The organism is Bacillus sp. FSL L8-0193 (assembly GCF_037976065.1).
In the GTDB taxonomy this organism is placed as follows: Bacteria; Bacillota; Bacilli; order Bacillales; family Bacillaceae; genus Bacillus; species Bacillus paralicheniformis.
Map to the genome: position 1 here is coordinate 216,249 of NZ_CP150261.1, position 24,462 is coordinate 240,710.

The following is a 24,462-nucleotide window of genomic DNA, read 5'->3' on the forward strand; positions in this document are numbered from 1 at the left end:
TTACACTTATATTGAAGAATAGATAGGAAAGGTGACTAAAATGGATGAAGAGCCATCAAAAAAAGCAATCTTTTCAGTACAATTAATGCTTGGAATTTCACTTATTCTTGGTGTTATACCTCCCCTTATTATGTTTTTAATTTCAAGAAAGAAAGACTTATATTACGGTGAATCAAGTCGCAAAGCACTTAACTTTCATTTGACGATTTTCCCATTGTTTGTAATTGGTAGTTTTCTGCCTTCATGGGTTAAGTACGTTATATTGGCTATAGAAACATTAATAATCATGTATGCTATTATTCGAATAGCTTTTCAAAAACCATATTATTATCCAGCCATTCCTTACATTAAAAGTAAAGATGAAAATATAGAAAAGAGGTATTCGCATGTCAAATAATATGTTGACAATCGGCTAAACGAACAGGAGTTTCTATAAGAACACTTAGGTATTACGATAAAATTGGTTTGCTAATACCAACCGACTACAAAGAAGGAGGACACCGACTTTATAGCCTTGATGAACTCTCACGTTTACAACAAATACAATCTCTTAAATTCATAGGCTTTTCACTTAAAGACATCGCAGATTTATTAAAATCGCAATTTATAGAAGAACAGCAACTTAGCTATTCAATTTCATTCAAAAAAAGAGAACTTATTGCAGAACAAGAAAGAATTCGTCAAACGATTGATCAGTTGGATCATATGAAAACTATTATCTCAGGGTATGAAAAGGTAGATATAAAATTATTCAGCTTTATTATTCACTCTATTCTTTTTGAAGAGGAAAATTTTAATGAATATAGTCAAGCTAAAGGTTCTATTCACAATTTTAGAAGCAGTGAAAGAGCTAATTTAGATAAAGAGTACTTTTCATTGTTTATGGATTTGAAGGAACTTATAGCAAACGAAACAAATCCTGAATCCGATGAAGCATTAAAATTTATCAAACAGTTGGTAGATATTTCTAACAGAACGTTATTAAAGATTGATACAGCAGAAATAGAATCAACGGTTCAATATAATGAACCTAATATACTCAATCCCTTCACGGAAGAAGAAAGAGCCTTTCTTAAAAATGCTTTTGCTTATATGTCAAAGTTACAAGAATGATTAATTGAAAAAGAGTACACCCAATGGCTAAAGAAAAAAATTGGCGCTCCCACTTTCTGTGTATAAAGCTTATTTACGGAGGTTTTAGTTTTGGTTCAAGAAATTTTCCAAAGGGTAGAAGAAGTCAATATTATTTATCAATTTATAGCAGTATTTATAATTGGATTTGTGCCTTTCCTTGAGGCTTTCGTAGCTGTACCAATCGGAATACTTTTAGGCCTACCATTTATTCTCGTAGTTTTAGTGGGGGCTACCGCTAACTGGCTGTCTGTTATGGCTGTAATAGTATTTTCTTCTTTTGTGAGATCTTGGTTTTCCAAAAAAGAAAAGAATAACACTGATCATTACATTAACAGACGTTTTCAAAAAGCAAAGTCATACTTCAATAAGTACGGAGTTCCCGGGATCTCACTTTTGGGTCCTATAATAGGAACAAATCACATTGGAGCATTGGTATGTATAATAGCGAAAGCAAATAAAAAAAGGATCATCGTTTGGCAAACTGTCAGTATAGTTATGTGGGCTGCGGGAACTGGAGTTCTGTTAATTTTCGGAGTTGATATCTACAATAATATAAAGAACTAGAATATACTCAATACACCAAATTTTATAATTCTCGATTTGGAAGAGGGTATCGCTTTTTGTTAGACATATTATCTTATCCTTCACTCCGTCCAAAGTGTGGTGCTATTGCAAACTTATATAAGTATGGCAACTAACAATTATTTTTCGATCTACCAACGTATGCGTGTTGGTATTCATGTCAAACGCCAACGGTAAAAAGGTAGGGAATGTGTCGTTCAAGAAGTAAAAATTACCGTTGTATCATCACATGTTATGAGTGAGTTTATAAAGAAATATATGTTGCTGTCTTTTCCAAAAAGCAATGGTGGAAGTTTTTTTAATCCTCTTTCACAATATTTCAATTACCCGAAGAAAAAATAAACGGGCATATAACATATTGACAATTTGCGATATGAAGATATAATGATTGGTATGGAACCTATTGAAGTTTTCAAAGCTTTATCAAATGAATCAAGGCTGCAAATTTTGCAATGGCTGAAGGAGCCTGATCGTCATTTTGAACCCCATGAAGGGATTGATATGAACACAATCGGGGTATGTGTCAGCCAAATCACAGACAAATTGAAAATGACGCAATCAACGGCTTCTCAATATCTCGCTATTCTTTTAAGAGCCGGCTTGATTAAGGCGGAACGAATCGGAAAGTATACGTACTACAAAAGAGACGAAGAGGCCATCAGAAAGCTTGCTGACTTTCTTAAAACAGAGATATGAGCATTCAAAAAATAAACATCTCTAGATGATGTTTATTTTTACACCATACATATCGACATATTCCGATGTGTTTATTTTTTGATTTACATATCGTTATTTCGTGATATGTAAATGTATAAAACGAAGAAGGAGCGAACGATGATGTTTAGTGCTTGGAAAATTTATATTTTAGCGATCATCAGTTTTTTGGTAGGGACCTCAGAGTACATTATTTCCGGGATTTTGGATCAGATCGCCCAAACACTCGGAATAACTTTAGCTGCCGCGGGCCAGCTGATTACGATCTTTTCACTTGTGTATGCAGTTTTCACACCGGTTCTCATGGCGTTGACGGCAAGTATGGATAGGCGCAAGTTAATGATGTATGCTCTCGCTTTGTTTGTGATCGGAAATATTCTGGCCTTTACCCTGCCTGGCTATGGTTGGTTTGTTGCAGCGCGGGTCATTATGGCATTGGGGGCAGGCATGGTTGTGGTCACGGCATTAACGATTGCCGCCAAAATCGCTCCGGCGGGTAAGCAGGGCAGTGCAATTGCTACAGTGGTCATGGGGTTTACCGCTTCTCTGATCATAGGTGTTCCACTCGGAAGAATGACGGCAGAAGCATTAGGCTGGAAGTCTGTATTTGGAGGAATTGCTTTACTGGGATTCATCGCAATGATTGTTATATTCTTAATCTTGCCGCATACCGAAGGCGATAAGCCTGTTCCTTTGCTTCAACAGCTTTCTCTTTTAAAGAACCGGAAAGTAGCAATGGGGTTATCAATCACTTTTTTCTGGCTCGGAGGGTATTCCGTTGCATATACTTATCTGTCTCCTTACCTTCTGACCGTTTCAGGGATAAGCGGCAATTTGCTTAGCGGCTTTTTGCTTATATTTGGAATCGCCAGCTTGGTTGGATCGAAGTTTGGCGGATATAGCACCGATAAATGGGGCGTTCCTTTTACACTCGTTGGCGGGATGGCGCTGCATATCATCGCACTGATTTTACTGTCGCTTGTCACCCATTCCTATGTCGGAGTACTGTTGATTCTCATATTATGGTCGTTTGCCGCATGGTCTACCGGCCCGACACAGCAATATCACTTAGCGACGCTCGAACCGGAATTGTCAGGTGTATTGCTCGGCATCAATCAATCGATGATGCAATTCGCCATGGCCGTAGGTGCAGGCATCGGAGGAGTTTTTGTGGAAAAAATATCGCTCGCTTCTATTACATGGTTTGGGGCATTGGAGGTTACGATTGCGATTGTCGCTGTTCTGGTGACTTTCAGTTCGCATTACAAACGGAAAGCAGGACCTGTAAGAGAAATCAGCTCATAATACGTTGCCTTGATTGGTGTTGAAGATTCAATGGGTTCATTCCCCATATCTTACTTGTTTTTTTCAAAATCTGGCAGGTAGTGTTGAGCCGAAAAATCTAACACCCGCCCGTTGTAAAACGAGCGGGTGTTTTTTATTTAGTCCGCTAAAATCCGCAAATAAGCCCTCCAAGGGCCGACATCATCCTGATACCGTTTCGCCAGCACTCTTGCAATTTGCGAGATGTGAGTAAGGTCGTGGGCAACCCATGTCGAGATCTGTTCTCTCAGTTTGACGATTCCAAACTCAGGGTGCATCCCCGTTTGTTCGAAGTCGGTTTCAGGATCAATGATCTGCTGTAATGTTTTCAGATTCGCCCGTCTGATATCTGCAAACTCGTTAAGCAACTGTTCCATCGTTTTTCCGTCGTTTTGATTCAACTGGCTGAAGCGGTCGAACGGCGGAAAAGGTTCCGTTGCTCCTTCTGTCACGATCAATTTGATGCGCGGTAACCAATTGTTTTTTTCTCCTTCAATCAGATGGCCGACGACATCAAAGGCGTTCCACGTGTCTTCGCCTTCATTGCAGCTGATCCAGGGACTTGATAATCCGGTCAGCAGCTGACTCAGCGTTTGTGGTGTGCGCTCCAGGATTTCGATTGCTTCCTCGAGTTGAAAGTTCATGTGAATGACCTCCATTCATAAAAGTTCACGTCAACTGCCGCTCAGCAAACTCACGATACAGCGCATGCGAAGCAATCAGCTCGTGGTGCCGCCCCCGCCCTGTGATCTCGCCTTTTTCGATAAATATAATTTGGTCCGCGTTCACGATTGTCGATAGCCGGTGGGCGATGACGAAGGTGGTGCGGCCTTCCATGAGGCGGGCAAGCGCCTGCTGGACGATGGCTTCTGATTGGCTGTCGAGGCTGGCTGTCGCTTCGTCCATCATTAAAATTTTTGGGTCACGCAGAAAGGCGCGAGCGATGGCGATCCGCTGTCTTTGTCCGCCGGACAGCTTGACGCCGCGTTCGCCGACTTCCGTATCAAGCTGCTCTGGAAATTGTTTAATAAATGTGTCGGCATAAGCCATTTCCGCGACTTTCCACAGTTCTGGATCGTCAATGCTGTCGGCGTAGTCCAAGCCATAGCATAAGTTCTCACGGATGGTGCCGGATATCATCGGGCTGTCTTGAGATACGTAGCCGATCTGGCTGCGCCACGATTTCATCGACAGTTTGTTGATCGGTGTTTCCCCGATGTTAATGGCCCCTGAGTCCGGTTCGTAAAATCGTTCCAAGAGGCCGAACATCGTCGTTTTTCCGCCGCCGCTCGGACCGACAAATGCAATCATCTGCCCGGGATCGACGTCGAAAGATACCTCCCGCAAGACAGGCTCGTCATCGCCGTAAGAGAAAGATACATTCTCGACATGTATCGGAAGATTGGAGATATCCATCTCAAGCCCTTCCTGGCCCTCTTCCTCTTCAGTATGCAAAATCTCGATGATCCGCTCTGTTGCCCCTTTTGCTTTTTGCAGCTGAGTGAAAAACATTGTGAACGATGTGATCGGGAAGATGATTTGAAACAGATAAAGCAAAAAGGCGATCAGTGAACCTGCCGACATCGTCCCCTCAGAGACGCGGATGCCGCCGTAGCCGATGATGGCGACGATCACAATCATAATGACAAGGTGCATAAACGGGGAGACAAGCGCAAATATACGGGCTTCCTTGAGTCCGTATTGAAAGAGCTTCGAAATGCCTGATAGCCCTTTCATTTTTTCTGTATGCTCGGCGTTTGATGCTTTCATTAATCTGATTTCGCTTAATGTCTGCTGGACATGTCCGGTGAAGGAAGCTGTTTCATCCTGCAGCGTTTTGGAGATGCGCTGCATTTTCATGCCGAGCGGGATCATGATGAAGGTCGTGATCGGAACGGAGATCAGCATGAGCAGTGTCATTTTCCAATCCATGATCAGCAAAATGATCACCGATCCGACAATGGTGATGATGCCGGAAACAAACTGCGGAAAATGGTCGGAAATCAAGCTTTCAACAATGCCGGTGTCATTGACAACACGGCTGACGGTTTCACCGCTCGTCTTTTCGTCAAAGTAGCGGACAGGCAGGCGCAGCAGCTTGAACCACATACGCTCGCGCAGGGAAGCGACCACTTTTTGCCCGGCATAGGAAAGAAAATAGGTCGAAAACCCGTCGCAGACCGCTTGAACAATAAAAACGAGCGCAAGGATTCCCGCTAAGGCCAGATTGATCGAATGGACGGAAAAAGCCGTCAACCATTTCCCTTGTCAACAGTGGAATGGACAGGCCGACCAATGTAGTGACGAGGCTTGCGGCCAAACCGACGGTTAAAGCCAGCCTGGGGACGCCGGATGTGAGAATCATGGTGAAAAACGGTTTCATGCTATTGTTGTTTTCTGTTTTCATTTGATAAACTCCTTATCGATATAATGTCAAAGAAGTGGATGGCGCAAGCTGTAACTCATCATATTACGATATACACAGCAGAAAGTTCCCGATCATTGCCGATTTTAGCTTCATGCTAAAAAGATTGACAGGAGAGATAATTGTAACTATTATTGTTACATATGGTTGATTGCATATAAGAAAGGAAGAAAAAACATGACGATAAATATTAAAGTATATTCCGATTATGTCTGTCCATTCTGTTTCCTCGGAAAAGACCAATTCGAAAAAGCGATCGAAGGCAAAGATGTGGAAGTCGAGTGGCTGCCATTCGAACTGAGGCCGCGTCCATCTGAGCAGCTTGATCCGTTAAACGACCCGTCCAAATTGGCAATGTGGGACGGCGCCATTAAGCCGCGAATCGAGGCTTGGGACGTCCACATGAAGCTGCCAAACGTCTCACCGCATCCTTATACAGATTTGGCTCATGAAGGCTATCACTTTGCAAAAGAACACGGTAAAGCGAAAGCGTACAATGACCGGGTTTATCAAGCCTTTTTCCAGGAAGATCAAAATATTGGCGACATCGACGTATTAACAGCGCTGGCTAAAGAAGCCGGACTGGATGAGCAGGCTTTTAAAGAAGCTTTAAGCTCCAGAACATATCAGGACGTGCAGCGGAAGGCGCTCCAACACGCTTACGAAGAAGCAGGCATTACGGCCGTTCCGACATTTATCATTGGCAATGAACGGATCGCCGGGGCCGCTGCGAGGGAAGTGTTTGAACAGGTGATCGAAAAAGAAAGCAAACAAAAACCTGTTGACGGCTTGCAGTGCGACCTTGACGGAAACAACTGCTAAGCAGGAAAAATGAGCCATTTGAAGAACCCTTTAATAGGGTTCTTTTTTTATACAGGAAAGAAGAGGGAAGACAGTTGACACTCCACCATTTTATTGCAGCCGATCAGGAGCTTCCGTTGGGGAGCTTCCAGGACCAAACAAAAGAAGGTTTGATTAGTATCGCTGAGCTTGATCAAGGGTACGAAATGGTCAAAACAAAATTCAGCAAGCCGTTTGTATATGAGGCGACCGGCTGTTTACATAGACCGGGAAATGACATAAGGGCGCTATTCAGCTATATCAATTCAAATATGCCCGAGGGTGAAGATATAGAAGTTTACTCTTGCTGGGACGGTGAGGAAGACAGAGAAAAAGACGACCGCTTAGACTTTTTCATTGATATAAACGCTCTTCAGCTGGGCAAGCATGTCAAGCTGGATAAAAAGAAATACATGGATGAAATTGCAGGCATGTTTTATTTTGAGGAGCGGCAGCTGGTCAAGATTCGTAAATAAAACATTTGCTGGCGCAGGGTTTTCACACCTTTTTTCGGCCGGTTCATTTAGATGTTCAATCAGTGCACGCGCATTGTCATAGCTCACAGGCTAAGTACGATTAAGGATGCAGATCTCATATTAGTGCTAAAAGACGGAGAGATTCAAGAGATGGGCAACCATTTACAATTGATTCGCAACCAAGGGTTTTACACCAAATTGTACAATTCAAACAATGACCAAGCGATTGTGGGAGGAGGCTAAAACAGTGAATGATTTATTTGATGAAATAAGAGATGAGTCGATTAATATTGGGGGGATTGATGGTTACAAATTCGGCTCCTTAAAAGAGATATTGCGAAATAAAAGATTTGTATTTCTTGGTGAAAGCAGCCATTGCGTCAAAGAATATATTGAGGCGAAGGCAAGCTTGATCAAATATCTGCATCAGGAATTAGGATTTCGTATTCTTGCTTTCGAAAGTGAATTGGGAGATTGCAGCATAGGAAATTATCTTTCAGAAGAACTTAGTGCCAAAGAAAATATGTCCGGTTCCATCGGGAAAGTTTGGCAAAACGAATTTATGCTTGATTTGTTTGAGTATATGAAGGAAACTCAACAGCGGCAGCCTTTGCATTTAACAGGCGTTGATGTTCAGCAGAGCATGGATAAGCACTTTTCCTCCTACATGCGTTCGCATTTGACAGGGGATCTCAGGAAAACGTTTGTAACATTTGATACGCGTACAAATGAGATGCTCGATAAAGATTATATGTTAAAGCGGCGTTTTAGGAAAACAGTAGAAGAAATTGAAAGAATAGGCCAAGGACTGATAAGGGAGCTTGAAAAACAGACTTTCCCCTCTGCTATGCTTCGTGATGTCGTGTTACAGACGATGAAAAACAGACTCAATTATTTTAAGGCGAATTTTACAAAAGGTTTTTCAAAATTGTTTGAATATCGTGATGAATTAATGGCGAAGAATCTTGAATTTTTATCTCAGCATGTTTATCCTGATGAGAAATTTATCATTTGGGCTCACAACCTTCACATCAAAAAACAAAGCAGCGTCAATCGGTTTTCACCATATCGATCATTTGTAGAAAACCTTCCGGAATTTATGAAAGAGGACAGTTTTGTTATTGGTCTTTACGCGGGAGAAGGAAGAATGGGTGACAACCAAGGAGGCGATCATCCTATCAAAAAAGTTAACAAAAAGCACATGGAGTGGCTGCTCAGCAATTCACCCCATCCCAATTTTTTTATACCATGTGCTTCAAAGTGGGGGGGAAAAAAGTGGAAGGCTTTTGAGGGAGGAGGCTTGCGTATTTCTTTCAAGCCGGTTCAACAGTATGACGGAGTTTTATTCTTTAAAAAAGTAACCCCAGCAGTTGTTAATGTTGAATAGGATGTTGACGGGTTAAGCATAACCTCTAAGGTGAAGATCTCTGCTTATAGGAATTTTTTGTTGGGAAAAGAACTTTTTCGTTATATTAAATTGCTGGTGGCGGCCAAAGGGAGGAAAACTGAAAGCTGTTTTTTTGGTTTTCAATGGTGAATGGGATTATTGCATAGAGTGCACAAGTCAGACCCAGGGTAATTTCATGGACGTATTAACTTTTGGTAAAGGCGTTTATCAGGACATCCATGAAAAGATATGTTCGGCAGATGAGGAAGGGAATCCTGTTCCCGAGATGCCGGAGATGGTGGTTGAGGAGAAATATGAAGAACTCCAAAGGTAAACTGGTAACGCGTTCACAGTTTCTTGAGAGGAAGATCTTCAACAAATCATGATAAAGGGATGGCCGAAGGCTTTTCTTCACAGCTGGATCGCCTTGAAGACGATCTGAAAGCCATTCGTTAAAAGAGGGAGGGTATATTGATGACGACGTTTCCTGAGCATTTCATATAACCACGTAATCGCGGACCTCCTCATCAAGTTTTTCTATAACCATTAAAAAGAGGAGGTTGATATACATGCGTACAGAGCAGGAAATCATCGATTTGGTGCTGAAGGTCGCACGGGAGGACGACCGCGTTAGAGCGGTCGGTATGAACGGTTCGCGGACGAATCCGAATGTTCCGAAAGACCCTTTTCGCGATTATGATATGGTCTATGTTGTAACAGATATGCAGTCTTTTCTTGATGAGCCGGGCTGGGTTGACGTTTTTGGGGAGCGGATCATCATGCAGACGCCGGAAGCGATGGAGCTGTTTCCGAATGAGCTTGGCAACCGCTTTTCTTATTTGATGTTATTTACTGACGGTAGCCGCATTGATTTGATTCTTGTGCCTCTTGAAGAAAAGCTGGAATACTGCCGGGAAGACGGATTAACCGTGATCCTGCTCGATAAGGATCAGGACCTGCCCGTTATCCCGCCGCCGACGGATCGGGAATATTGGGTGCAAAAACCGTCCCCGCAATGCTTCGCCGACTGCTGCAATGAATTTTGGTGGACGTCGACATATGTGGCCAAAGGGTTGTGGCGGCAGGAAATTCTTTATGCACTCGATCATTTAAACCTCGTCAGGGCCATGCTGCTGAAAATGCTCGAATGGAAGGTCGGTTTTGAAACGGGCTTTTCGCTGAGCATAGGCAAGAATGCAAAGTTTCTTGATCGCTATGTTGATCGAAATACGTGGGAAAGGCTTTTGGAGACATATCCGCCAGCTGGTTATGAGCGTGTATGGAACAGTTTGTTTAAGATGTGGGATCTGTTTGAAGAGACAGCGGCAGCAGTCGCTGAACATCTGGCTGAACAATATCTTTTCGCAGAAGCCGAGAAAGTCAAACAGTACGTGAGACGCGTTCAGCAGCTGAAGCCTGATGCAAAGGTAATTGACTAATCAGATGATGGCCGCACTCCCGGCAGGTGAGCCGGGAGTGTGTTTTTTGCGGAGGTGAACGCCATGTTCAGTCTTAAAAAAATATTGAAGGGCCATTATGGAATCGACAGTGTGAACATTTCTCCCGAGCAAGGGGGATGGACAGCACTCGCTTATCAAGTAACCGATGGAAAAGCCGCTTTCTTTCTAAAAGTGTATGATAAAAATAGGGCATCGACAGCGAAATGGACGGCTCTGATTGATGATTATATGCCTGTTCTCAGGTGGCTGAGTGACCGCACCGCTCTCAGCGGGAAGCTGCCTGTGCCGCTTTTAACAACAAATGGAGAATACAAGTGCGAAGATGATGATGCGGTTTATGTGCTTTATGAATACATCGCCGGGGAAACCATTGGTGGCCGGCCGCTCGGCAAAGGCTGCGAGGAGAAGCTCGCCAGCATCATAGCGGAGCTGCACCGATATGACGAGACGATCCCGGTGAAGACAGAAAGAATAAAAGAAAACTATGATATTTCGTTTTTAGGCGAGATGAAACAATGGCTTGATCACCTTCCTTGTGAGCTGGCGCCACTCATTCAACCCTACATCGGATCAATCCGCGAGATGATGGAGGCAGCCTTGTCCCTGGCGGATGATTTGAAATGCAGCGACAGAAGATTGGCTTTGTGCCATACAGATATTCATGGATGGAATATGATGAAAACGGGCGGGGAATTGATTCTGATCGATTGGGAGGGCTTGAAATTGGCCCCTGTTGAAGCGGATCTGATGTTTTTTGCCAATCAACCGTATGTACAAGAGTTTTTGCGGGTTTATCGTGAGACTCATAAAGGGTTTGAAATTGATCAGAACGCATTGCGGTTTTATCAGATCAGGCGAAGACTGGAGGACATATGGGAGTTTACAGAGCAGCTGGCGTTTGACATTCAGACAGAAAAAGAAAAGGCAGAGACGCTGAGCTTGCTGAAAAACGAGCTTGAGGCCATAGAGGACAGCAAGATCGACTGTTAAAAAACTAAATGGAGGAACATCTGTGAAAAATTATCGTACTTTATTTTTTGATGTGGATGACACATTATTAGACTTCGGTGCTGCGGAAAAGTCAGCACTGCGGAAGCTTTTTCAGGAACAGCAAATTCCTTTAACAGCTGAAATAGAAGCGAATTATAGACGTATCAATCAAGGTTTATGGAGGGCGTTTGAAAAAGGGGAGATAGACCGCGGCCAAGTGGTCAATACGCGTTTTTCCCTTTTATTCAAAGAATATGGTCTAGAGGCTGACGGCGTTTTGCTTGAGGAGAAGTATCGCAGCTTCCTTGAAGAAGGGCATCAACTGATAGACGGCGCTTTTGAATTAATTGAAAGCCTGCAGGATCAATATGATTTATATATCGTGACGAACGGTATTTCAAAAACGCAGTATAAGCGTCTGCAAGCTTCGGGATTATACCCGATGTTTAAAGGGATTTTTGTTTCAGAGGACACCGGTTTTCAAAAACCGATGAAAGAATACTTTGATTACGTTTTTGAACGAATTCCTCATTTTTCTGCCGATCAAGGGCTGATCATCGGGGATTCATTGACAGCGGACATAAAAGGGGGGCGGCTGGCCGGATTGGATACATGCTGGATGAATCCAGACATGTCAGCGAATCATACGGACATTGAGCCGACTTATCAAATTCAAAGGCTTAATGAACTCCAGCACATTTTAAATCATGGAAAAGTACCTTCGGCCTGATTGCTGCCGATACGAGTAAATCGGTTTTCCATTACCTTTGTCTGCAAACTGCAACAGGGAGGATGCGGAAGCTGAACTTCCGACGGCCGAGTTGCGGTGGATTTTCCGGGAGCTAAATTAAAACAAAGCAGAGGAAGACTGGTGAAACATGCAACGAAGAAAGGTTTTGAAAACTGCGGTTTTTTCGTTAGTCGCAGTTTTTGTTCTGTTATTCAGCGCGTTTTTTGTGTGGAGCCGTTTTACATATGAACCATCAAACAAACTCAAAAAGATGATCAACCTTGATCAAGTCGAAAGTAAAAACGGTGTTTACACTTTTCAAGCGGATGGGGCAAATACCGGGATCATTTTATATCCTGGGGCAAAAGTTGAACCGCTTGCTTATGCTTACATCGGCGAAAAGCTGAAACAAAATGGTTACAGTGTCTTTATCCCGCGCATGCCTTTTTCTTTGGCCATATTCAATCCGAATCAAGCAGAAAGAATGATAAAAGATAACAGTAATATTGATCATTGGTATCTCGGGGGACATTCTTTAGGAGGTGCGGCAGCAGCCATGTACGCCAAAAAGCATCCAGATAAGATTGACGGGCTTTATTTTCTCGCCTCCTATCCTTCTGATTCACAATCGATAAAAAGTGCGCCGTACCGTGTTCTTTCTATATCAGGTGAACGCGATGGCCTTTCAACTCAAGAAAAAACAGCAGCCTCCGGAAAGAACCTGCCTGATACAACAGTGTTTGAGGAAATCAAAGGGGGCAACCACGCCCAATTTGGTATGTACGGCGAACAAAGGGGGGATCGTCCCGCGAAGATCCCAGCTGTTAAACAGCAGGAGGAGATCGTGAACGTGATGCTTGACTGGATCAAATCATAAAGAAAGCTCTCGCTTTTTGCGAGAGCTTTTTTTGTTTATGATCCTCTCCTTTAAAGCGCTTTAACCCGTTTCTTCATTTGCCGGCTAAGGTCTATACGAAGCCGTTTGAATCATTTGAATAAAGTTGCTGGCGGAAGGAGCAAGGTGATCATCTCTTCTAATGCATAATGAAATAGGATTTTTTAAATCGACTTGTTTGACATGAACCCGCGCTATATCTCCCCGGTCAATATATTCGTTTACTTCAAGAGAGGATGTGAAAGCGACTCCATAACCTTCCATCACCGTTCTGATCGTTTCATTCAATCCGTTTATTTGTATACCTATTCTGGGTTTGTCGACATGATGCAATGTGCATAAAGAAATTAATTTCTCCCGGGAAAGACTTCCTTCTTCACGAAAGATAAACGGTTCTTTCACCACTTCTTCCAATGTCGTGTACTGTGATGCAAGCCTATGATTTTTATTGACGACAAACAGCATGTCATCTTCTAAAAGCAGCGTCCCTTTTATGAAAGGATCGAATTCCGTTGTCCCGCCGATCAGGCCAATGTCCGCTTCATAGTTGATCAGCTGTTCACAAGCTTTTTGAAAGTTCGTTGTCGTGATTTCAACTTCTGTCTTGGGAAATTGCTGTTTATAGCGGCTGAGCCATCTTGGCAGCAAATAATTGGCGGGGAGGAAGGTGGCGGCAATACGCAGTTTTCCAATTGACCCTTCCCTTAACTGTTCCACGTACAATTCAATTTCTTTTTCAAGTGAAAACAGCCGCTTTGCCTGTTTTGCAAGCTCTGCTCCGGACTGTGTCAGCAGAATCCCCCTGCCTTTAGGAACGAATAAGGTACAGTCGATCTCGCGTTCTAATTTCTTAATTTGGGAGGTGACGGCAGGCTGGCTGATGTTTAGCTGTTTGGCAGCTTGGGTGACGCTGCCTGTTTCCGCGACCGAATAGAACAATCGCAGTGCATGAAGATTCATATTTCACACCTCTATTTATAAATAAAAGTTATCAATATCAAATAAAGATATATTAGAGTTATCTAAATACTTTTACTATTATAAAGTTGAACAACATGTTTTACAAGAAAGGAGAAACGGCTATGAGTACGCTTATCCTAAATAAAACAGCTTATTGCAAGTCTCCGTATGATGTATGGCTGGAGGAATTGAACGAACCGGTGGCCATGCTGACTTCAACCGATCGTGCGGATGAATGCAGAAATTATGATGTGATCGAAGCGTTTGACGATTATCCGGTTAATGGATGCATCGAGATGCGTGCTTTGGAGCTGAATGAAACGTATCACTTTAAAACGATTATTGCATCATCAGAATTTGATATGTTGAGGGCGGGGAAGCTGAGGTCGCTTTTGGGTATAAAAGGGCAGTCTTACGAAAGCGCTCTGTTGTTCCGCAACAAAATATTAATGAAAGAGCAAGTCAGAAAATCCGGTGTAAAGGTTCCGGACTTTAAGAAAATCGACTCGGCGGCCGACTTATATACGTTTGTTCAAACTTTCGGTTTTCCTGTGGTCGTTAAGCCTATTTGCGGATCGGGGTCTGTTGATACAACCGTTTTAAGGGATCGGCAGGACGTGTGGAATTTTCTTTCGAAAGGTCTTCCTGATCATCTGGAGGTTGAGTCGTTTATCGAAGGGGATATGTATCATATAGACGGTCTGATCCTTGATGGAGAGACTGTCCTCAGCTGGCCGTCGCGTTATATCAACGGATGTCTGGCTTTTCAGGAACAACAGTTTTTAGGCAGCCTCCAGCTTGAACGGGAAAATCCGCTCACCCGTCGGTTGATTGATTTTGTTCAAAAAGCGCTTGCTGCCCTTCCTGTTCCGGATATTACAACATTCCATGCTGAAGTGTTTCATACACCGGATGATGAACTGGTGTTTTGTGAAGTGGCCAGCAGAACCGGCGGCGCTATGGTCCGCGAAGCTACTGCGCAGACTTTCGGCTTTGATATCAATGAAGCGTGTGTTAAAGCGCAATGCGGCCTGGACTTTCATATTCCGGCGGTGAACAACAATCCGCGCCGCCTAAGCGGCTGGCTGTTGATTCCACCAAAAGACGGCGTGCTGAAAGAAATCAAGCCGGCACCAGCTACAGACTGGCTAGCGCAACAAAATATTTTCGCTCAAGCCGGAGACAGGTTCCACGGCTCGTCTTCCAGTGTAGACGCAATTGCAGGCTGTTTGATTACCGGGCACACAGAAGCCGAATTAAGCGGCCGCATCAGCTGGCTTGCAACGTGGTTTCATGTCATACCGAATGGGAAAAGACTTCGGATGTTTGCGCAATTTAAAGCATTCAGTCGCCTTCACCCGTTGATCCGATTTTTGCTGATAGGTACGCTTGTCACAAAGGCGGCTAAGTCGATGACCACCCCGTTTTTGGCACTCTATCTTCATATGAAAACGGGAGCCGATTTTGGAACCATCGGGCTTGTGATCGGTTTAGGCTATTTTTCAAGCACTGTAGGAGGGGTAGTCGGAGGAGCGCTTTCAGATAAAATCGGCAGAAAAAAAGTGATGCTTTCATCCATTTTCATTTGGAGCTTTGTATTCATTCTTTTTGGACTTGTCCATGATTTCATGTGGTTTTTATTGCTAAATATTTTAAGCGGGCTTTGCCATTCGTGTTTTGAACCTGTGTCAAAGGCTTTGATGGCTGAGTTATCGGAACGGGAGATGAGATTCCGCATTTTCTCTTTGCGGTATTTGGCCATTAATATTGGAGCCGCTGTCGGACCTTTATTGGGCACTTATTTCGGTCTTGCCAAAACCGGAACGCCGTTTATCATCACAGGGCTTGTCTATTTTGGCTATGCTGCACTTTTAAGCTTGATGATGATTCGGCTGATCACGGTGAAAGAGACAAAAACCGCTTCTGAAAAAATTCAGGCAGGTTCCGTTTTGAAAACGTTAAAGCAAGACAAGGCTCTTCGATTTTACATAGCCGGCGGCATCCTTTTTTTGTTCAGCTATTCGCAAATGGAAAGTACTTTGCTGCAGTATTTAAATAACGACTTTGCAAACGGAGTTAAAATATTTTCGACTTTAATTACGTTAAACGCAGTGACGGTCATCCTTTTACAAGTGCCGCTCACCCGTTTATTTGAGAAGTATAAATCCTTAACAACAATATCAATTGGAACCGTTTTTTGCATGTTGGGGAATGTCGGTTTTTCTGTCGCAAATGGCTGGATTGTTTTTATGCTTTCGATGTTTGTTCTGACAATCGGCGAAATTTTATGTTTTCCTTCAATGAATGTCCTTTTGGACGAGCTTGCTCCGGATCATATGAAGGGCGCGTATTACGGCATGCAAAACTTATACAACATCGGTGAATTTTTAGGGCCTTGGCTGGGGGGAATGATGCTTGCCTTGTACGGGGGAAAAGCCGTCTTTCTCATTGCTGCGTGTTCAGTCTTCTTCGCTCTAGGTGCCTACCATCTGGGAAGGAGAAAGTTTTTATCTGCACAGCATCATGGTGTATCGCCTTTTTCTTATTGAAAATTTAGGCCACTCATGCATGAATCATCAAGAATTCACCCAACCTATAAGGTAAAAAAGGAGATTGAATCATGGACACAACATTGGGCTACCTCCGTGAGTCACTGTCGAATCACCTTGAACACGGCATAGGACAAAACATTTACAGAAAAATCGTTTCCGGGCGATATGCCAATGAAGAAGAGTTTGTCGAGCACTTGGAGGAGCGGGAAATGGAATTTCTGAATCAAGTGCTTGAACATGAGATGAAATATGCGCTGAATGAACAGGACCATAAACGAACAAGAGAATTAAACGAAGTGTATGAACTGTTGTTTTGAAAGGCGGGCATGAACAATGGGTGCAATAGAGCGGAACGGATACACGTTTGAACCGGAATACAGCGTGACCAGACAAAACGGCGCCATCCATGTATACCGGCGCGGCCGGTTTGTCGAGGAGATTCCCTTTGAGTTTCACGGAGAGTTTCCAGAACATGATTTAATTGAAGAGCTTGTCAATCATTATTGCTATGAAAATAAAATATAAGGTTTGAAGAGGCTGCCGACGGGCGGCTTTTATTTTTGGATTTTGATATCTATCATCCGCTTGCAGTTTTTACACGGCAGCAGAAAAGCTGCCATAAATATGACAGCTCATGCATCGCTATTTTTTCTTTTCATCGTAGTATTGAACAGGGTACATGGATCCTTCCGATACCATTTTGTTATCTTCGATATCATGCGGAGACGGATGGCCTGCTTTTTCAACCGGGAATGAATCTACGTTGTGTTTTTCCGAAAAGTAAGGGATCTTTTCTTTGACGCTTTGCAAGTACGATTTCAGTTTTTGTCTTCTTGTTTCGTCTTTGAGCATATATGCGGTGACTCCGGCGGCAACGGCGAGACCTGAGATCAGATTCTTTTGCTTCATGGTCATAACCCCTTTCTGATTAGGTGTTTGCAGATGTTATTCCCATGATGGCATCCGTTTAAACCAACTGATCGAGCGCTTCGTCTATATTCGTGGTCGGCTGTCTGCAGGCGAAGTTTTCACAAATATAGACAGTCGTTTTGTTATCGACTGCTTTGTATTCGGCCGCAAAGTCGGCAATCCCTTTGAAATCGTCAGGCGATTCTGCGGCGAGGACGGCGTAATTCGGCTGGAAAGCCTGCTGCAAAGTGCTTACGATCTTCTGTCTGTCCGGGTCATGGCGCTTTCCGAGCACAACGATTTCTTTTTGCGGCATGACATGGCTCAACAGGCCTTGGAGAAAGTTTGTATGGCCGCTCGGATAAGCGGAGACATCTCCATTGAATGCAGAAAACATTTTTGCCGCTTGATCATGGAGCGTTAAATCGCCGGTCAACCGACCAAGCCGGGACAGCTGCACGGCCAGGACGCCGTTTCCGGACGGGAGGGCGCCGTCGTATACTTCTTTATCCCGCACGATCAAAGCCTCGGCATCGTTTCCCGTAAAATAAAAACCCCCGTGCTCTTCATCCCAGAACAGCCCCGTCATGTCCTCTGCGAGCTTTTTGGTTTTTCGCAAATCGGTTAAATCAAGTGATGCTTCATACAATTCGATGTAGGCCCACAGCAGGAAGGCGTAGTCATCAATAAACCCTTTATGTTTCACCTCGCCGTCACGGTAGCGGACCATGACGCGTCCGTCTTGAATCAATTTATTCTCGATGAACGCGACTGCAGCTCGCGCCATCTCCAAGTATTCGGGCGCATTGTAGACTTTCGCCGCTTTGGCAAGAGCCGCGATCATCAGAGCGTTCCAAGATGTCAGCACTTTGTCGTCGACATGGGGATACGTTCTTTCCTGCCGTTTTTCAAAAAGTTTTATTCTCGCTTCTTCAAGCTTGTTCTGAAGCTCTTCATCTGTCAGCGCGAATTCATCCTTGATGTTTTCCAGCCTGGTGTAGATCAAGTTTGGGATATTGTGGCCTTCAAAATTCCCTTCTTGCGTGATGTTGTAAACAGCGCAATACAATTCGCCTAGTTCATCCCCGAGCGTTTCGAGGACTTCGTCTTTTGACCACACATAATATTTGCCTTCCACGCCTTCTGTGTCGGCATCAAGCGCTGAATAAAAAGCGCCTTTGTCATCGGTCATTTCGCGGCGGACAAATGTGATGATCTGCTCGGAAATCTGTTTATACCGTTCGTTTTTCGTGATTTGATAGGCTTCAGTATATGCGATCAGCAATAAAGCATTATCGTAAAGCATTTTTTCAAAGTGGGGAACGAGCCATTCGTCGTCTGTCGAATAGCGGGCGAACCCGTAGCCGACATGATCGTAAATGCCGCCGTTCGCCATGCTGTCCAACGTTTTCGTCACGCTGTACAGCGCGTTCTCCTCGCCGCTGTATTGATGATAGCGAAGCAGAAATGCCAGCATATGGGGGATCGGAAATTTCGGTGCGCTTCCGAAACCGCCGTACGCCGCATCGAAGCTGTTGATCAGCTGTTGATACGTCCGTCTCAACATGTCTTCGCCGAGCGAATCGCCGGCATCGCTTTTCGCTTTGATTCTCAGGTTGTTGGCGGCTTTTTCGGCAATATCCTCAACATGTTCCCGGTTGTTCGCAAAAGTATCGGAAAGCTGCTTCACCACTTCAACAAACCCCGGCCGGTTAAACCGGCTCGTCTTCGGAAAATATGTACCCGCATAAAACGGCTTCTGATCAGGCGTTAAAAACACGTTCAGCGGCCAGCCGCCCTGCCCCGTCATCATCTGGCAGATCGTCATATAAATTGAATCCACATCAGGCCGCTCCTCGCGGTCCACTTTAATAGAGACGAATTTTTCATTCAGGAGCTTCGCAACTTCTTCATCTTCGAAGCTTTCATGAGCCATGACATGGCACCAATGACAACAGCTGTATCCAATACTTACCAATACGGGTTTATTCTCTTTTCTTGCTTTTTCGAAGGCTTCTTCTCCCCACGGGTACCAGTTAACAGGGTTATGGGCGTGTTGGAGGAGATACGGTGACTTCTCATCGATTAATCTGTTGGGTTTGTTGTTAGTTGGCATGGGATCACCTTCTTTCTATACAAATTTTTATTCAGTATTGTCTATACATTATTTAATATACCAAAAAACAACAAGAAGAGATCTTGAGGTAACCTCTTCTTTTCTTTTTATTAGTGAATGGGGTTTCCTGTTTACTGCTAATACTGCTTTTTCTGAAACTGTTGTATTCAAATAATCAATTTATCCTTGGAAGATAAAATGCGCTGTACAAACACGGCACATTCTTGGTTATAAATTTTTTTCAGCCCATATCATTCTAGCGATTGGATTCCAGAAAAGTGGCGGCCCCTGTTCGTTCTGTGACATAACTTGTTTAATTCAATTGAACGGTTCAAACGGTTATAAACTAGTCCGTATGGAGTTCCGTTTGACCATCTTCCCATTTTCACACTATCCTTTTTTCCTTTTCTTAATTGAGCTTTGATATCTTCATCTTCCCAATTATTAACGAAATTAGGGAACTCAAGGCTTGCCAATTCTCTTTGACTTCTAGGTCATATATTCGTTCACTGTCAGTTATGAAGAGAATATCTTCTTGTCTTAGCAGGCTCATAAACCTTGGTGTCTCAGCGTCGTTTCTTGTAACACGAGCTAAGTTTACGGAAGGGACTGCATTCAAATATACTTTCAGAAAGTTTGTTATTAATCTTTGATATTCGGGGCGATTTTCGTTCATAGAGTTGCCGCTCTATTGGAAAAGTTCATAACTCCATTTGTTTTTAATTGCTATGTCAATTAGTCGTTTTCTGTGTTTTGCCAGCGTTTCTTCAGTTTCTTCGCCTTCCTTATTGCGAGATTTTCTGAGGTAGATGGCTATACGTTTGATTTTGTTCTGCCAGTTCCACCAGTAAATCACTCCATATTTTAAAATGTAATTAATTGATAACATAATTTTTTTTAGGTGTTAGTTTAACACTAAGAAAAAAATTATAACAAAGTGTAGCTTTTAATTGATATAATATGGGAAAGGAATATTTCATTATTGTTGTTAAAGAATGAGATTTTTGAAAGAAAATAAAAAATTTATATATAAGTAGATTTGTATAAAGGCTCTAGGCTTTAAAGGAGGGGTGGCTAGTGAATTTAAATTCTTATCCTAGCTTGGAAAATTACAAAGCACGTGAAAATACAGGTTCAAGGTCTTCAAACAGATTAGCTATGCAAATTAGCTTTGCTATGTGGAAGATTTTTGAATTATATCGAACCGAAGATTTTACTGTTGCCATGGATTGTATTGATGATGTTGTCATATTTAAAACGTCAAATAAAAATCGAACCATTGTGACTTATCAATTGAAAACAAAGGATTCTACTACTGGAAATTTCGAATTAAAAAAATTAATAAATGACAATGTATTTCTGAAAATGTATGACCATATTGAGAAAATAGATACGGATGTTGAAGAGATATATTTAATAACCAATAACCCATTAAAATTTAAAAAGAAAATGGTTCATGCTGAACGGATTCTATTTGATGACTTAGATACTGATATTAAGGAACTAATTGAAGAAAATATGTCTGGGAGCCCAGTTTTTGCTGAGAAAGGATTATCAACTAAGTTTATATATTCTTTGATAGATATGTCATTTCATAATCATAGAGAAATTAGTCAAAATAGATTAAATTCTTTATTGATGGAAGAAGGAATAGATATTAGCATAACAGCTGCCGATGCACTTTTTAATGCTTTGCAAGATATTTTAACAAAAAAACAAAATTATGAGTTCAGTTTACAAGATAAATTTAATACTATACTTAATAAAAAAAGTTTTTCGAAAACGGAATTTGCATCATTATTAGATAGCTCAAAAAAGATTAATGCTGATGTTCTATCTTTCGAGGATATTGATAACAAATATAAAGACAGATCTTTAAGCTTGAAAGAAGAAAGTTTATACAGGAGAGCAATGGCAAGTGTTAAAGAAAAGTTGAATAAATCTCCAAATATATTACAAAACATAAATACAGACATTTATCAATTTGTTAAAGAACAAATTGATACTAATGAAGGATTAAAAAGAAGTGAGCTAGTCATGCTTTTGCAAAGTATTTTTGATGACAAAGTAAATCTTGAACTATCTAAAGAGGAAAAAGAAATTCTTTATATGCAAAATATTGAATTGGTCCTAAGGGAGGGATGAAACTATGAATAAAGTCATAATTAATAAGTTATTTATATTTGATGTAATTGATAAAAAATCCAAGAGTGTGGATTTTAAGGATGGTATTAATATTATTACGAGTAAAGGGAATCAGTTAGGTAAATCGACCATAATGAAGTCTATTTATTATACATTGGGTGCAGAAGTATTCTTTGCTGACAGATTAAATGTAAAAAGTAAAATCCACATCTTAGAGATAAAAGTGAATGATAAAAAAATTAATTTTATTAGACATGGCAAAGTTGTTGTGATACAAGACGATAAAAGAATTTTTAAGGCATCGAGTGCTTCTGACTTGTCACATAAGCTACATGATATATTTGGATTCAGTGTTTTTATAGAGGACAGACAAAAAAATTATGTAACAGCTCCGCCTGTTTTTCGTTATATTCCTTATTACATTGACCAAGACCATGGTTGGACGTCAGAATTAAAATCTTTTGATAAATTAGGCCAATTTGATAAAAAAAGTAGGGATTTATTATTTTATTATCATTTAAACATTCTTGATGAGAACTATGGAATAAAGTTGAAAGAAAAAAAGAACTAGATGTTTTGATAAGTGGTTTAAAAACAAAAAATAAAGAAATTTTAGGCTTACTTGCATACATAAGAGAAAACATTACAGCTTTCAATTCAGAAATGGATATTACAGCACTGCAAGTTCAAAAGAAAGAGATACTTCATAAATATAAAAAATATTCATATGATTTGAATAATATCAGAAGAAAACTTATAGAGTATCAAGAAGAAATATATAAAATTGATAATGTAATTGATAATTTAAACAGTACTCTGAAAAAAAATGATAAAGTAAGAGCACATGTAAAACATCAGTTTGATATAGAATGTCCATATTGTAAGGAGCATTTTGAAATACACGCTAATGACATATTAAAAATTAATTATAATATTGTAGATTTAGAAGCATCAAAATTAGAAATGCTAGATATAAAGGTAAAGTTGCAGGAAAAAATCAAAGAAGTCCAAAAAGAATATGAGGTTTATCAAGCTACGTTGAAAACTATTGAAGAAAAAAAAGTTGATTCAGAAAATACCCTTGAAGACATATTGAAATTTAAAGGATTACAAGAAACTCAAAAACAACTGAACACTGAGCTTGTAAAAAATGTGAGTGAAATAGAAGAAGAGTCGAAGAACTTAAAAGAAATAAAGCGAGATTTAAAAAAATGGGATGATGAAATTGATAGAGCGAATAATAGTTATAGAGATATCTTGAATTTAAATCTAATTAGATTTAATACAAAAGAACACTCATTACCTGAAAAATATAATATTGGTAAAAACCTCAAAGCATCTGGGAGTGGGCAAGTTCGAGTTAATTTAGCTAGAGTATATTCATTTATAAAGCTTCTTGAAGATTATAACCCTGACGGATTAAAATACCCGTTAGTGATTGACTCTCCTAAAGGTGGAGAACAAAGTATGACAAATAGTGAATTGATTTTGAGATTGTTGACGGAGAAAGCGCAGATTTCAAACCAAATTATTTTGGCTACAATTGAATTTGAAAGTTTTTATAATGGAGATATTAAAAAATTCAACATAATTACTCTGGATAATGAGCCATATAATTTATTATCTGCTGAAGACTATCAAGCTAATCAAGTAATAATCGATGACTTTGTTTCTTTATATTTTGAAGCAAATAAATAGTTAAAAATAGCAAAAGGGACGTTCTATTTTTGGACGTCCTTCATCATTCCAGTTTACGGAAAGGACTACATCAAATATTCTATTTGGGTATTAGTTTTTTATATTCGCGGCGATTTTCGTTCATAGAATGGCTGACTTCTTGGAAAATTCATAACCCCATTTGTTTTTATTTGCAATGTTAATTAGTCGCTTTCTGTGTTTTGCCAGTGTTTCTTCATTTTCTTCGCTTTCTTTATTATGAGATTTTCTGAGTTAGATAGCTACACGTTTAATTTTGCTTTGCAGTTCCACTGATATATCACTCATAATTTAATGGTAACATAACGTATTTTAGGTGGTTAGTTTAACAAACTTGACACCAATGACAAGTCGAATAACCGATGCTGACAAGTACCGGCTTGTTTTCGTGTTTAGCTTTTTCGAAGGCTTCTTCGCCCCAGGGGTACCAGTCGACGGGGTTGTGGGCGTGTTGGAGTAAGTATGGTGACTTCTCAGCGATTAATCTATTGGGTTTACTTTTGTTTGGCATGGGATCACCTTCTTCCTATAATTAGTGTATATTTAACTTAACACATTTTTTCAAAAATAATCCCTGTTTCTTTATACAGCTGACTGTTCTTTAAAATTTGTACGTATTATCCCCGAAGCATTTAAAACACCTAATATAACTAACAAAGACAATAACTTGAAATACCTTTATCGGTGTTCCAACAGCAAATGAAATAATCATCGTTACAACGGGAACAAGGTTGAAAAATAAAGATGTTTTACTTGCCCCAATCTCCTTAATCCCCTGGAAAAGTATCAAACAAAGTTGATCAATTCCCTGTTAACAATATAAACAAATTGTTTGAACGGCTTTTCATGGGGATAAGGCCAGAACAGATAATCAAGGAACCGGACTTGGGCTTGCTATATCAAAAAGAATTGTAGAACTTCACCATGGTCATATCCATGCGGAGTATAAAGAAGGCTGGATCAGCTTTATTGTTGAACATCCAATCCGGATGTAATGGCATATGGGATTAAAAGTTCCATATGCTTTTTTCATCTTAACCGATTTTGCAAGGTGTTTTTTCATTCTCATAGCTTATGGGGGGGTTGTTTTAATCCCCATTAAAATTTG

Annotated in this window: 21 protein-coding genes and 5 pseudogenes; 19 read left to right on the forward strand and 7 right to left on the reverse strand. The window is 41.2% G+C overall.

Annotation, left to right across the window (positions count from 1 at the left end; translation table 11 throughout):
- The first annotated feature begins 40 nt into the window (after positions 1-40).
- The 5 genes from MHH76_RS01235 (at position 41) to MHH76_RS01255 (ending at position 3,735) form a co-directional block, all read left to right on the forward strand.
- Positions 41-397: a DUF4870 domain-containing protein gene (locus tag MHH76_RS01235; protein WP_025810874.1), complete on the forward strand. Its 357-nt coding sequence runs from the start codon at positions 41-43 to the stop codon at positions 395-397.
- Between the two features lie 35 nt (positions 398-432).
- Positions 433-1,113, forward strand: coding sequence for a MerR family transcriptional regulator (locus MHH76_RS01240; protein ID WP_043054020.1), 681 nt, complete (start codon positions 433-435; stop codon positions 1,111-1,113).
- 90 nt (positions 1,114-1,203) lie between these two features.
- Positions 1,204-1,698 carry a small multi-drug export protein gene (locus tag MHH76_RS01245; protein WP_025810873.1) on the forward strand — a complete coding sequence of 165 codons (495 nt, stop codon included), beginning with the start codon at positions 1,204-1,206 and terminating at the stop codon, positions 1,696-1,698.
- Positions 1,699-2,109: 411 nt separating this feature from the next.
- Positions 2,110-2,412: a metalloregulator ArsR/SmtB family transcription factor gene (locus MHH76_RS01250; protein WP_025810872.1), complete on the forward strand. Its 303-nt coding sequence runs from the start codon at positions 2,110-2,112 to the stop codon at positions 2,410-2,412.
- Between the two features lie 141 nt (positions 2,413-2,553).
- Positions 2,554-3,735, forward strand: coding sequence for an MFS transporter (locus MHH76_RS01255; protein ID WP_035337443.1), 1,182 nt, complete (start codon positions 2,554-2,556; stop codon positions 3,733-3,735).
- 137 nt (positions 3,736-3,872) lie between these two features.
- On the opposite strand, the gene MHH76_RS01260 is transcribed toward MHH76_RS01255, so the two are convergent.
- Positions 3,873-4,397: a DinB family protein gene (locus MHH76_RS01260; protein ID WP_025810870.1), complete on the reverse strand. Its 525-nt coding sequence runs from the start codon at positions 4,395-4,397 to the stop codon at positions 3,873-3,875.
- Positions 4,398-4,422: 25 nt separating this feature from the next.
- Positions 4,423-6,160 (reverse strand): annotated as a pseudogene (locus tag MHH76_RS01265) (ABC transporter ATP-binding protein).
- Between the two features lie 195 nt (positions 6,161-6,355).
- Here MHH76_RS01265 and MHH76_RS01270 point away from each other — a divergent pair.
- The 8 genes from MHH76_RS01270 (at position 6,356) to MHH76_RS01305 (ending at position 12,938) form a co-directional block, all read left to right on the forward strand.
- Positions 6,356-7,000, forward strand: coding sequence for a DsbA family oxidoreductase (locus MHH76_RS01270; protein WP_035339262.1), 645 nt, complete (start codon positions 6,356-6,358; stop codon positions 6,998-7,000).
- A 74-nt stretch (positions 7,001-7,074) separates the two neighbouring features.
- Entirely contained in the window at positions 7,075-7,494 is a 420-nt protein-coding gene (locus MHH76_RS01275; RefSeq protein WP_020449935.1) for a hypothetical protein, read from the forward strand.
- 247 nt (positions 7,495-7,741) lie between these two features.
- Complete coding sequence (locus tag MHH76_RS01280) at positions 7,742-8,881, forward strand: erythromycin esterase family protein (protein WP_020449936.1); 1,140 nt, start codon at positions 7,742-7,744, stop codon at positions 8,879-8,881.
- Positions 8,882-9,077: 196 nt separating this feature from the next.
- Positions 9,078-9,215: a hypothetical protein gene (locus MHH76_RS01285; protein ID WP_153247060.1), complete on the forward strand. Its 138-nt coding sequence runs from the start codon at positions 9,078-9,080 to the stop codon at positions 9,213-9,215.
- Positions 9,216-9,450: 235 nt separating this feature from the next.
- Positions 9,451-10,320 carry an aminoglycoside 6-adenylyltransferase gene (locus MHH76_RS01290; RefSeq protein WP_020449938.1) on the forward strand — a complete coding sequence of 290 codons (870 nt, stop codon included), beginning with the start codon at positions 9,451-9,453 and terminating at the stop codon, positions 10,318-10,320.
- 63 nt (positions 10,321-10,383) lie between these two features.
- Positions 10,384-11,331 carry a phosphotransferase gene (locus MHH76_RS01295; protein WP_035337441.1) on the forward strand — a complete coding sequence of 316 codons (948 nt, stop codon included), beginning with the start codon at positions 10,384-10,386 and terminating at the stop codon, positions 11,329-11,331.
- Positions 11,332-11,353: 22 nt separating this feature from the next.
- Positions 11,354-12,061: a YjjG family noncanonical pyrimidine nucleotidase gene (locus MHH76_RS01300; protein ID WP_020449940.1), complete on the forward strand. Its 708-nt coding sequence runs from the start codon at positions 11,354-11,356 to the stop codon at positions 12,059-12,061.
- A 271-nt stretch (positions 12,062-12,332) separates the two neighbouring features.
- A complete protein-coding gene (locus tag MHH76_RS01305; RefSeq protein ID WP_268441504.1) occupies positions 12,333-12,938 on the forward strand; it encodes an alpha/beta fold hydrolase in 606 nt (201 codons plus the stop codon).
- An 84-nt stretch (positions 12,939-13,022) separates the two neighbouring features.
- Here MHH76_RS01305 and MHH76_RS01310 read toward each other — a convergent pair whose 3' ends face one another.
- Positions 13,023-13,916, reverse strand: coding sequence for a LysR family transcriptional regulator (locus tag MHH76_RS01310; protein WP_020449942.1), 894 nt, complete (start codon positions 13,914-13,916; stop codon positions 13,023-13,025).
- Positions 13,917-14,038: 122 nt separating this feature from the next.
- Here MHH76_RS01310 and MHH76_RS01315 point away from each other — a divergent pair, with 122 nt between their 5' ends.
- The 3 genes from MHH76_RS01315 to MHH76_RS01325 all read left to right on the forward strand — a co-directional run bounded on the left by MHH76_RS01315 (position 14,039) and on the right by MHH76_RS01325 (position 16,993).
- Positions 14,039-16,465, forward strand: coding sequence for an MFS transporter (locus MHH76_RS01315; RefSeq protein WP_230631812.1), 2,427 nt, complete (start codon positions 14,039-14,041; stop codon positions 16,463-16,465).
- Between the two features lie 71 nt (positions 16,466-16,536).
- Entirely contained in the window at positions 16,537-16,785 is a 249-nt protein-coding gene (locus tag MHH76_RS01320; RefSeq protein ID WP_003178498.1) for a hypothetical protein, read from the forward strand.
- Between the two features lie 16 nt (positions 16,786-16,801).
- Positions 16,802-16,993 carry a YbxH family protein gene (locus MHH76_RS01325; protein WP_003178500.1) on the forward strand — a complete coding sequence of 64 codons (192 nt, stop codon included), beginning with the start codon at positions 16,802-16,804 and terminating at the stop codon, positions 16,991-16,993.
- 117 nt (positions 16,994-17,110) lie between these two features.
- On the opposite strand, the gene MHH76_RS01330 is transcribed toward MHH76_RS01325, so the two are convergent.
- Both MHH76_RS01330 and MHH76_RS01335 read right to left on the reverse strand, forming a co-directional pair.
- Positions 17,111-17,377, reverse strand: coding sequence for a hypothetical protein (locus MHH76_RS01330; protein ID WP_020449946.1), 267 nt, complete (start codon positions 17,375-17,377; stop codon positions 17,111-17,113).
- Positions 17,378-17,435: 58 nt separating this feature from the next.
- Positions 17,436-19,493 (reverse strand): thioredoxin domain-containing protein, encoded by a 2,058-nt coding sequence (locus MHH76_RS01335; RefSeq protein ID WP_075213481.1) that lies wholly within the window; start codon positions 19,491-19,493, stop codon positions 17,436-17,438.
- Between the two features lie 1,077 nt (positions 19,494-20,570).
- Between MHH76_RS01335 and lmuA the strand changes: the two genes are divergently transcribed.
- On the forward strand, positions 20,571-21,638 hold the full coding sequence (lmuA, locus tag MHH76_RS01340; protein WP_035337427.1) for a Lamassu anti-phage system protein LmuA: 1,068 nt from the start codon (positions 20,571-20,573) through the stop codon (positions 21,636-21,638).
- 4 nt (positions 21,639-21,642) lie between these two features.
- A pseudogene (lmuB, locus tag MHH76_RS01345) lies at positions 21,643-23,336 on the forward strand (Lamassu anti-phage system protein LmuB).
- Positions 23,337-23,694: 358 nt separating this feature from the next.
- Here lmuB and MHH76_RS01350 read toward each other — a convergent pair.
- Both MHH76_RS01350 and MHH76_RS01355 read right to left on the reverse strand, forming a co-directional pair.
- Positions 23,695-23,865, reverse strand: a pseudogene (locus MHH76_RS01350) (DUF255 domain-containing protein); the annotation flags it as partial.
- A 71-nt stretch (positions 23,866-23,936) separates the two neighbouring features.
- Positions 23,937-24,132, reverse strand: a pseudogene (locus MHH76_RS01355) (EamA family transporter); the annotation flags it as partial.
- A gap of 2 nt (positions 24,133-24,134) precedes the next feature.
- Here MHH76_RS01355 and MHH76_RS01360 point away from each other — a divergent pair.
- A pseudogene (locus MHH76_RS01360) lies at positions 24,135-24,349 on the forward strand (ATP-binding protein); the annotation flags it as partial.
- Between the last annotated feature and the right edge of the window lie 113 nt (positions 24,350-24,462).

What these genes read in the sequence shown, in the direction of transcription:
- MHH76_RS01285 (WP_153247060.1), top strand. Translation starts at nt 9,078, where the DNA reads ATGGACGTATTAACTTTTGGTAAAGGCGTTTATCAGGACATCCATGAA.
- MHH76_RS01250 (WP_025810872.1), top strand. Translation starts at nt 2,110, where the DNA reads ATGGAACCTATTGAAGTTTTCAAAGCTTTATCAAATGAATCAAGGCTG.
- MHH76_RS01325 (WP_003178500.1), top strand. Translation starts at nt 16,802, where the DNA reads ATGGGTGCAATAGAGCGGAACGGATACACGTTTGAACCGGAATACAGC.
- MHH76_RS01335 (WP_075213481.1), bottom strand. Translation starts at nt 19,493, where the DNA reads ATGCCAACTAACAACAAACCCAACAGATTAATCGATGAGAAGTCACCG.
- MHH76_RS01295 (WP_035337441.1), top strand. Translation starts at nt 10,384, where the DNA reads ATGTTCAGTCTTAAAAAAATATTGAAGGGCCATTATGGAATCGACAGT.
- MHH76_RS01255 (WP_035337443.1), top strand. Translation starts at nt 2,554, where the DNA reads ATGTTTAGTGCTTGGAAAATTTATATTTTAGCGATCATCAGTTTTTTG.
- MHH76_RS01270 (WP_035339262.1), top strand. Translation starts at nt 6,356, where the DNA reads ATGACGATAAATATTAAAGTATATTCCGATTATGTCTGTCCATTCTGT.
- MHH76_RS01320 (WP_003178498.1), top strand. Translation starts at nt 16,537, where the DNA reads ATGGACACAACATTGGGCTACCTCCGTGAGTCACTGTCGAATCACCTT.
- MHH76_RS01315 (WP_230631812.1), top strand. Translation starts at nt 14,039, where the DNA reads ATGAGTACGCTTATCCTAAATAAAACAGCTTATTGCAAGTCTCCGTAT.
- MHH76_RS01290 (WP_020449938.1), top strand. Translation starts at nt 9,451, where the DNA reads ATGCGTACAGAGCAGGAAATCATCGATTTGGTGCTGAAGGTCGCACGG.
- MHH76_RS01305 (WP_268441504.1), top strand. Translation starts at nt 12,333, where the DNA reads ATGATCAACCTTGATCAAGTCGAAAGTAAAAACGGTGTTTACACTTTT.
- MHH76_RS01330 (WP_020449946.1), bottom strand. Translation starts at nt 17,377, where the DNA reads ATGAAGCAAAAGAATCTGATCTCAGGTCTCGCCGTTGCCGCCGGAGTC.
- MHH76_RS01310 (WP_020449942.1), bottom strand. Translation starts at nt 13,916, where the DNA reads ATGAATCTTCATGCACTGCGATTGTTCTATTCGGTCGCGGAAACAGGC.
- MHH76_RS01260 (WP_025810870.1), bottom strand. Translation starts at nt 4,397, where the DNA reads ATGAACTTTCAACTCGAGGAAGCAATCGAAATCCTGGAGCGCACACCA.
- MHH76_RS01235 (WP_025810874.1), top strand. Translation starts at nt 41, where the DNA reads ATGGATGAAGAGCCATCAAAAAAAGCAATCTTTTCAGTACAATTAATG.